Raw genomic sequence first — 8,034 nt, 5'->3', positions numbered from 1 at the left:
TGCAGCCTCCCTGTTCCGCGTCACGCCGGCACCCGACCCGCCGCGTGCCCACGTACGCGTCCGCCTGCGGCGGTGATGTCCCGGAACCATGAACCGAGGAGCCACATGAACACCCCTGCACCGGAGTTGTCCGTCGACGAGCTCGAGATCCGCATGCCGCGCAGTGAAGCGCGCGCGGAGGGTCTCGATCAGGACGAGGAATGGTGCGAGGTGATCGGGGGCGACGGTTCGGTCCAGCAGATCAGGTTCCACGACTACGACAAGATCTTCTCGGTGCGCGGCCTGTACGAGCGCCTCTTCTACGAGGAGCTCGAGTGCTGCTCGCCGACCGTGGTGCGCGACCTGCTGCAGGAGCAGCTCACCCTGGACGGCACGGCGGCTTCGGCGATGCGCGTGTTGGACCTCGGCGCCGGGAACGGCATGGTCGGTGAGGAGCTGCAGCAGATGGGGGCGACGAAGATCGTCGGCATCGACATCCTGCCGGAGGCCCGTCAGGCGACCGAGCGCGACCGCCCTGAGGTCTACGACGAGTACCTGGTCTGCGACCTCACCGATCCGAGCCCCGCGGATGACGTCACGCTCCGTGGCGTCGGTGCGAACTGCCTGACCACGGTCGCCGCGCTGGGCTTCGGGGACATCCCCCCGCGGGCGTTCGCGAACGCGTTCGACTACCTCGAGTCCGACGCCTGGCTCGCGATGACGATCAAGGACGACTTCCTCACCGACGAGGATCCGTCGGGCTTCAGCCGCCTGATCGCGCGGATGAGCGACGAGGGTGTGCTCGAGGTCTCCGCCGAGACCCGGTACCAGCACCGTCTCGCGGTCAGTGGCGACCCGCTGCACTACCACGCCTACGTCGCGCGCAAGCGGGCGGAGATCGTGCCGGAGTGGCTCGACGAGCTGGACGCCGCGGCCGCCTGAGGCGCGCTGCGCTTCCTGCAGGACCTGCGCGGGCCCGTCGAGCGGATGCTCTGGCGGGCCCGACGCGTTGTTGTGGGGGTCAGTGGCCGTGCGCGGCTCGTCCGTGACCGTGGTCGCCGAGGTGCAAGCGGTCCATCAGTGACGGGACGAGCATCAGGGCGGCGAAGCCGACGACCGTGTAGACGATGTCGGTGAACGTGCCGGTGCCGAAGATCTCGGCGAGCACGTTGGTGTCGAAGACGCCGACCATCGCCCAGTTGAGCGCGCCGGCGAGAACGAGGCCGAGCCAGAGCGGCTCGAGCTTCGCGAGGGACTGCATCATCGCGATTCCTCCTTGAAGGACACGACGGGATGGATATGAGGGTCCGTCGAGGCCGGGTCGACCGCGGTTGCTCGTGCGGATCCGCACTAGGTACACCCACGGGTGGCGCAGGTGACTCGTACACCCGTCGAGACCTGCGTGCACCCCCCGGCCGCGGTGGCACACGCCCCCGCCCCGCACCGGCCCCCGCCCCACCGGGCGGGACCGCTCAGAACAGGCCGAGACCCGACCCGGCCTCGCCGACCAGGTCGAAGAGCGGGCCGGGCACGATGCCGAGCACCAGGGTCGCGGCGCCGAAGAGCGCGGCGACGAGGATGACCTCCCAGTGGCGCTCGGCGCCCGGGCGGAACTCCGACGGTCCGTCCTGGGAGGCGCCGGCCAGGGCCGGGGTGCCCGCGGAGGGGGCGACGGCGGCCGCGGGGGCGTCGTTGCTCCACACGGTGGTGACGACGCGCAGGTAGTACCGCAGGGAGATCATCGACCCGACGACGATGACGATGCCCAGCCAGGCGTAGTCGCCGTCCACGGCAGCATCGATCAGATAGAACTTGCCGATGAACCCGGCGGTCGCCGGGACGCCGGCGAGGCCGAGCATGGCGAGCGTCATCGGCCAGGCCAGCAGCGGGCGGTCGCGGCCGATCCCGCGCATCGCCTCGAGGTCATCGCCGAGACCGGTCTCCCGCTCGCGGGCGACGATCACGGCGAAGGCCGCCATGTTCATGACCAGGTAGACGGCGAGGTAGAAGACGGTGGCCCGCACGCCGAGCTGCGAGGCGACGACGACGCCCGCGAGCAGGTACCCGGCCTGCGCGACCGACGAGTAGGCCAGCAGGCGCTTCAGCGAGGACTGCCCGAGCGCGCCGACGTTGCCGACGATGATGGTCACCGTGGCGAGCAGCGCGAGGAACGGCGCCCAGGTCGCGCTCGAGCCGATCAGGGCGACGTCGAACAGCCGCAGGAAGACGCCGAAGGCGGCCGCCTTGGTCGCCACCGCCATGAACGCGGTGACCGGCGTGGGGGCGCCCTCGTAGACGTCGGGGGTCCACTGGTGGAACGGCGCGATCGAGCACTTGAACGCCAGGCCCACGACGGTCAGCGCGATGCCGCCGAGCAGGAGGCTGTCGTCGGCCAGGCCCTCGGCGTCCGCGGCCGCCGCGATCCCGGCGAAGTCCGTGGCACCCGTCGCCCCGTAGATCAGCGCGAGGCCGTACAGCAGGACCGCGGAGCCCGCGGACCCGATGATCAGGTACTTCAGCCCCGACTCCAGCGCGGTGGCCCGGCGCATCTCGGTGGCGCACAGGACGTAGAGGGGGATCGACAGCAGCTCGAGGCCGATGAACAGCGTGACGAGGTTCTGGGCGCCGACGAGGACGAGCATGCCCGCGGCCGACGTGAGCAGGAGGGCGTGGTACTCGCCGTGGGCGCTCTCCCGCGGCGCGACCGCCCGCCAGGACAGCAGGATCGCCGCGGCGGTCGTGGCCAGGATGATCAGGTTGAGGTTCTGTGACAGGGCGTCGACCCGCAGCGCCCCGCTGATCAGGTCGGTGCGGGTGTCCCACTGCCAGATCGTCAGTCCGATCGCGGCGCCGACGGCGGCCAGCGAGAGGAACGGGACCAGCTGCTCCCGCGCGAAGCGGGCGCGGAACAGGCCGAGCATGAGCACGACCACCGCGCCGCCGAGCAGCGCGAGGAACGGGGACAGGGCGGCCCAGTCGAAATCGGGGGCCTTGGCGGCCGCGAGGACGGTCGTCACGGTGTGGGCTCCTGGGCGGGGCTGACGGGCTGACCCGTGCTCGGATCGATCGGCTGACCCGTGTTCGGGTCGACCGGCTGCCCGGTGTTCGGGTCGATCACGATCTGGCCGCTGCCGCCGGACTGCGGGCGCGGCGCGTTGGCGGCCTGGGTCGGATCCTCGGCGCCTTCTCCCGACGCCGACTGCTTGGCGAACTCGTCCGCGTCGGAGCGCTCGAAGGCGGTGGCGACCGCGCCGGTCACGTCCTTCTCGCCCTTCTGGAGCGCGAGCTGCGGGTAGAAGGCCAGGGCGACGATCGCGAGGATGAGCGGCACGAGGACGAGGCCGTCCCGCACGGTCATCTCGCGGGAGTCGGTGTCGGCGCCCGTGCGGTTGTGCATCACGCGGATGAACAGGCGCAGCGAGTACACGCTGGCGAGCGCCACGCCGGCGAAGGCGATGCACGCGATCACGAGCTTGGCCTTGAAGACGCCGAGCAGGATGAAGAACTCGCCCACGAAGTTGGCGGACCCGGGCATCGCGAGGTTGGCGAGCGCGACGATCAGGAAGACGGTCGCCATCACCGGTGCGCGGAACGCGAGCCCGCCCATGTCGCGTATGTCCTCCGAGCCGCCGGCCCGCTCGGAGGCGAGCGCGACGAGGAAGAACGCCGGCGCGACCACGAGCCCGTGGTTGACCGACTGCAGGATCGCGCCCTGCGCGCCCTGCGGGTTCAGCGCGAAGACACCGAGCAGGATGAAGCCGAGCTGGGCCAGCGACGAGTATCCGAGGATCAGCCGCGTGTCGGTCGTGGTGAACGCCAGCGCCGAGCCGTAGAGGATCGAGGCGAGCGCGATGAGCAGCATCAGCGTCTGGAAGTTGACGGCCGCGTCGGGGAACAGCGGCGTCACGATCCGCAGGAAGCCGTAGGCGGCGACCTTCGACAGGACGCCGGAGAACACGGCCAGCACGGGCAGGGGCATCGCGCGGTACCCGTCCGGCATCCAGCCGTGCACGGGGAACGCGGGCATCTTCACGAGGAAGGCCGCGGCGAAGCAGAGGAAGATCCAGTTCTGCGTGCCCTCGCCGAGCTGGGTCTGGGCGAGGTCGCTCAGCACGAACGTCAGCTCGCCGCCCGCGGCGTCCTTGGAGAGCACGGCGGTCGCGATCGCCGCGACGAGCATCAGCAGCGACCCGACCAGCGTGTAGATGACGAGCTTCATCACCGCTGGGATGCGGTTCTCCGCCGTCGACCATCCCGCGGTCAGGAAGAAGAACGGGATGAGCATGAGGTCGAAGAACGCGACGAAGAGCGCGAGGTCCTGCGCCATGAGGGCGCCGAGGACGGCGCTCTGGCCGATGCCCATGTGCAGCCAGTAGTGCTGCTCCCGCTCGATCGGCTTGCGCATCGACCACAGCACGGCGGCGAGGAACAGCACCGTCGTGAGCAGGACCAGGAACAGGTTCAGCCCGTCGAGGCCGAGCTTGTAGTGGATCCCCAGCTCGGAGATCCAGGTCCGGTCGGTGACGTACTGCAGGCCGCCCTGGTCGCGGTCGTAGTCGACGACCGCGGTGATCGCGTAGCCCAGCGCGCCCAGCGCGCCGAGCGCGGCCAGGAGGCGGGCGGCCTTCCCCGGGAGGAAGAGGCCCAGGACGCCGAGAGCGGCCGGCAGCCAGAGGAAGATCGAGAGGTGAAGGGTCACGAGATCACGACTGCACGAGGAAGTAGAAGACGGTGGCGGCGACGCCCGCGAACAGCAGCGCGGCGTAGGCCCGCAGGAAGCCGGACTGGAGCGCGCGCACCGTGGCCGAGCCGACGCGCACGAGGCCCGTCGGACCACCGATCAGCGCGGCCCCGACGACGAGGCGCTCGAACGTCTGCTGGCCGAAGCGGCCGAACCAGGCGAACGGGCGGACGATCACGAGGTCGATCAGCTCGTCGAAGTACCACTTGTTCACGAACAGGCGGTGCAGGAAGGAGAAGCGGGCCTGGATGCGCGCCGGCACCTCGGGGGTCTGCACCCAGAGGCGGTAGGCGATGGCGATGCCGACCATGGCCAGGACGGTGCCGAGCGCGAGGCCGAACACCATGAGGCCCGTGTTGTCCGAGGCCTGCGCGATCGCGCTCTCCTCGAAGGACGGCTCGAGGAAGGAGTCGAGCGCGTGCGTGACCTCGGGGATCTGCACCACGCCGCCGACGACCGCCAGCACCGCGAGCCCGCCCATCGCGACCTTCATCGGCGCGTTGCGCTCGGCGATGTGGTGCTCGGAGCCCGGGAAGCCGACGTCGGTGTCCTCGACCTCGCCGTTGGCGGGGTTGGTGTGCACCTCGGCGTGGTGCAGGTGGCCGGCCTCGAGCTCCTTGGCCTCGGGGCAGGGCTCGCCCCAGAAGGCGCGGAAGATCATCCGCCACGTGTAGATCGCGGTGAGGATCGCGCCGACGTAGCCGGCGACGTACAGCGCCCAGTACCAGCCGCCGCGGTCACCCAGGATCAGCAGGATCTCGTCCTTGGAGAAGAACCCGGAGAACGGCGGGACACCGGCCAGCGCGAGGCCACCGACCACGAAGCAGCCGAACGTGAACGGCATCGCCTTGCGGAAGCCGCCCATCTTGTCGAGGTCCTGCTGGCCGGCCATCGCTCCGATGACGGAACCCGCAGCCATGAAGAGCAGCGCCTTGAAGAAGGCGTGCGTCATGAGGTGGAACAGCCCGGCCACGTAGGCGCCACCGCCCACGGCCATGATCATGTAGCCGATCTGCGACATCGTCGAGTACGCGATGACGCGCTTGAGGTCGGTGACGACCAGGCCGATCGTGCCGGCCACGAGGAGCGTGACCGCGCCCGTGATGGCCGCGACGTCGGCAGCGGCCGGCGCCTGCTCGAACAGCGGGTGCATGCGGGCGATCAGGTAGACGCCGGCGGTGACCATCGTCGCGGCGTGGATCAGCGAGGAGACGGGCGTGGGGCCCTCCATCGCGTCCGGGAGCCAGGTGTGGAACGGCACCTGGGCGGACTTCGCGAACGCGCCGACGAGCAGCAGGATCAGGCCGGCGGTGAGGTCCCCGTTGCCCTCGGTGGCGAACTCCTCCGCGCCCTCGAAGGTCTTGAGGAAGTCGAGCGTCCCGGTGTGCTTGAAGATGAAGTACGTGCCCAGGACGAGGCCGATGTCGCCGACGACGTTGATGACGAACGCCTTGACGCCTGCGGTCGTCGCCGTCGTGCGGCGGTACCAGTAGCTGATCAGCAGGTAGGACGCGGCGCCCACGAAGGCCCAGCCGACGATCAGCAGCAGGAAGTTGCCGGCCAGGACCAGCAGCAGCATCGAGAAGACGAAGAAGTTCAGGTACGAGAAGAAGCGCGCGTACCCCTTGTCGCTCCACATGTAGGAGAGCGAGTAGAGGTGGATCAGCGTCGAGACGCCGGTGACCACCAGGCACATCAGCAGCGACAGCGGGTCCACCAGGATGGACATCTCGGCGTCGACGCCGACCGTGCTCGCGTAGTCGTAGAGCACGCTGGTGATCTGGCGCAGCTCGTGCGGCTCGTCCTGGAGCTGGAAGAAGGCCCCCAGCGCGGCGAGGAACGCGAGGCCGATGGCCGTCGTGCCGATGATGCCGGCCGCGCGGCCCGGAAGCACGCGGTGACCGAGCCCGATGAGGATCGACCCCACGAGGGGGAAGAGCAGGATCAGCCAGCCGTAGTCCGTGACGTTCATGCGAAGGTGGTCCCGTTGATCAGCCTTGGAGCTCGCGCAACTCGTCGACGTCGATCGGCAGCTGGCGGCGGTACATCGCCACGATGACGCCGAGGCCGATGCACACCTCGCAGGCGGCGACGACCATCACGATGATCGCGAAGATCTGACCGTCGCCGTTGCCGTGCATCCGGCTGAAGGCGATGAGCGCGAGGTTCGCGGCGTTGAGCATCAGCTCGAGGCAGAGGAGGATGACGAGCGGGTTGCGGCGGACGAGGACGCCGCCCGCGCCGATCGAGAAGATCAGCGCGCTCACCGCGAGGTACCAGCCGATGGCCATGGTCAGTCCTCCTCGCGGTCGGCGTCGGCCGGATGGGAGGCGCTGGGCGTGCCGCTCATGACGGTCGCGACGCCCCCGGCGTCGCCGGTGTGACGGCCCACGCCCTCGGCCATGGTCCCGGTGCCCTTGGGGCGCGGCTTGATCAGGTCCATCGGGGTGATGACCCCCGGGTCCTCGCCGAGCCCGCCGCGGCGGCGGGCCAGGGTGACGGCGCCGACGGCCGCGATCAGCAGCAGGAACGAGGCGAGCTCGAACGCGATGAGGAAGCGGGTCAGCAGCAGCTCGCCGATCTGCTCGGGTGAGCCGAAGCCGGGTTCGTAGGGGGCGCCGTCGGAGTCGATCGCCTTGAGCCCGGAGCCGAGCACCGCGATCGTCAACTCGATGAAGAGCAGCAGCGAGAAGCCGATGCTCGCCGCGCGCATCCCGGGGCCGGTCTGCGCGCCGAGGCGTTCCTGCGTGCCGCCCACGTAGGCGACGACGAACACGTAGAGCACCATCACGGCGCCCGCGTAGACGATGACCTGCGCGGCGGCGACGAACTCGGCGCGCAGCAGCAGGAACAGCGCGGCGAGCGAGAGCAGGTGGAACACGAGCGCCAGGACGCTGTAGAACGGGTTGCGCAATCCGACCGTGCCGATCGCGCCCGCGATGGCGCCGACAGCGGCGATGAAGAAGAGCACCTCGGCCATGCCGTGCAGGAATCTACTGGTCTGCGCGGTCCCGCGTGGCTCGGTGCGCGCCGAGTCGCCGTCAGCTGTTGCGCGTGTCACAAAGTCCGCACGATCTCCCACGGGCGGCGGCCGGGGCGACGGGCGTCGCGACGACGCTGCGGGTGACCGGACCGATGCAGGAGACTGCGCGCGATGGCGCATCTCCACGTCACCGATCTCGCGTACGCCCACCCCGGAGGCGACCTCCTCTTCTCGGGGGTGTCCTTCAAGCTGGCGCCGGGTCGGCACGCCGGTCTCGTGGGCGCCAACGGGGTGGGTAAGACCACCCTGCTGCGCGTGATCGCGGGCGCGG

At 70.0% G+C, this 8,034-nt stretch carries 8 protein-coding genes; 2 read left to right on the top strand and 6 right to left on the bottom strand.

Going from position 1 to position 8,034, the window contains the following annotated elements:
• Positions 1-105 precede the first annotated feature (105 nt).
• Positions 106-921 carry a class I SAM-dependent methyltransferase gene (locus tag ABYE80_RS13720; protein WP_372790846.1) on the top strand — a complete coding sequence of 272 codons (816 nt, stop codon included), beginning with the start codon at positions 106-108 and terminating at the stop codon, positions 919-921.
• Positions 922-1,000: 79 nt separating this feature from the next.
• On the opposite strand, the gene ABYE80_RS13715 is transcribed toward ABYE80_RS13720, so the two are convergent.
• The 6 genes from ABYE80_RS13715 to ABYE80_RS13690 form a co-directional block, all read right to left on the bottom strand.
• Entirely contained in the window at positions 1,001-1,243 is a 243-nt protein-coding gene (locus ABYE80_RS13715; RefSeq protein ID WP_372790845.1) for a DUF378 domain-containing protein, read from the bottom strand.
• Positions 1,244-1,451: 208 nt separating this feature from the next.
• A complete protein-coding gene (locus ABYE80_RS13710) occupies positions 1,452-2,996 on the bottom strand; it encodes an NADH-quinone oxidoreductase subunit N (RefSeq protein WP_372790844.1) in 1,545 nt (514 codons plus the stop codon).
• The gene (locus ABYE80_RS13705; RefSeq protein ID WP_372790843.1) at positions 2,993-4,678 is read right to left on the bottom strand and encodes an NADH-quinone oxidoreductase subunit M; all 1,686 of its coding nucleotides are present in this window, start codon (positions 4,676-4,678) and stop codon (positions 2,993-2,995) included. Before ABYE80_RS13705 ends, ABYE80_RS13710 begins: the two co-directional genes overlap by 4 nt.
• A gap of 4 nt (positions 4,679-4,682) precedes the next feature.
• Positions 4,683-6,692 carry an NADH-quinone oxidoreductase subunit L gene (gene nuoL / locus ABYE80_RS13700; RefSeq protein ID WP_372790842.1) on the bottom strand — a complete coding sequence of 670 codons (2,010 nt, stop codon included), beginning with the start codon at positions 6,690-6,692 and terminating at the stop codon, positions 4,683-4,685.
• A gap of 19 nt (positions 6,693-6,711) precedes the next feature.
• Positions 6,712-7,011: an NADH-quinone oxidoreductase subunit NuoK gene (nuoK, locus tag ABYE80_RS13695; protein WP_372790841.1), complete on the bottom strand. Its 300-nt coding sequence runs from the start codon at positions 7,009-7,011 to the stop codon at positions 6,712-6,714.
• A 2-nt stretch (positions 7,012-7,013) separates the two neighbouring features.
• On the bottom strand, positions 7,014-7,700 hold the full coding sequence (locus ABYE80_RS13690; protein WP_372790840.1) for an NADH-quinone oxidoreductase subunit J: 687 nt from the start codon (positions 7,698-7,700) through the stop codon (positions 7,014-7,016).
• 174 nt (positions 7,701-7,874) lie between these two features.
• Between ABYE80_RS13690 and ABYE80_RS13685 the strand changes: the two genes are divergently transcribed.
• Positions 7,875-8,034, top strand: a 160-nt coding sequence (locus tag ABYE80_RS13685) for an ATP-binding cassette domain-containing protein (protein WP_372790847.1), incomplete at its 3' end; no start/stop codon positions are given.

It is taken from the genome of Paraconexibacter sp. (assembly GCF_041602235.1).
Taxonomy (GTDB): Bacteria; Actinomycetota; Thermoleophilia; order Solirubrobacterales; family Solirubrobacteraceae; genus Paraconexibacter.
The sequence above is the reverse complement of the archived record's forward strand: the minus strand, read 5'-3'. Positions and strand labels throughout refer to the sequence as shown.

Excerpts from the sequence above, each read along its gene's own strand:
- ABYE80_RS13720 (WP_372790846.1), top strand. The coding sequence starts at position 106 with ATGAACACCCCTGCACCGGAGTTGTCCGTCGACGAGCTCGAGATCCGC.
- ABYE80_RS13715 (WP_372790845.1), bottom strand. The coding sequence starts at position 1,243 with ATGATGCAGTCCCTCGCGAAGCTCGAGCCGCTCTGGCTCGGCCTCGTT.
- nuoL (WP_372790842.1), bottom strand. The coding sequence starts at position 6,692 with ATGAACGTCACGGACTACGGCTGGCTGATCCTGCTCTTCCCCCTCGTG.
- nuoK (WP_372790841.1), bottom strand. The coding sequence starts at position 7,011 with ATGGCCATCGGCTGGTACCTCGCGGTGAGCGCGCTGATCTTCTCGATC.
- ABYE80_RS13690 (WP_372790840.1), bottom strand. The coding sequence starts at position 7,700 with ATGGCCGAGGTGCTCTTCTTCATCGCCGCTGTCGGCGCCATCGCGGGC.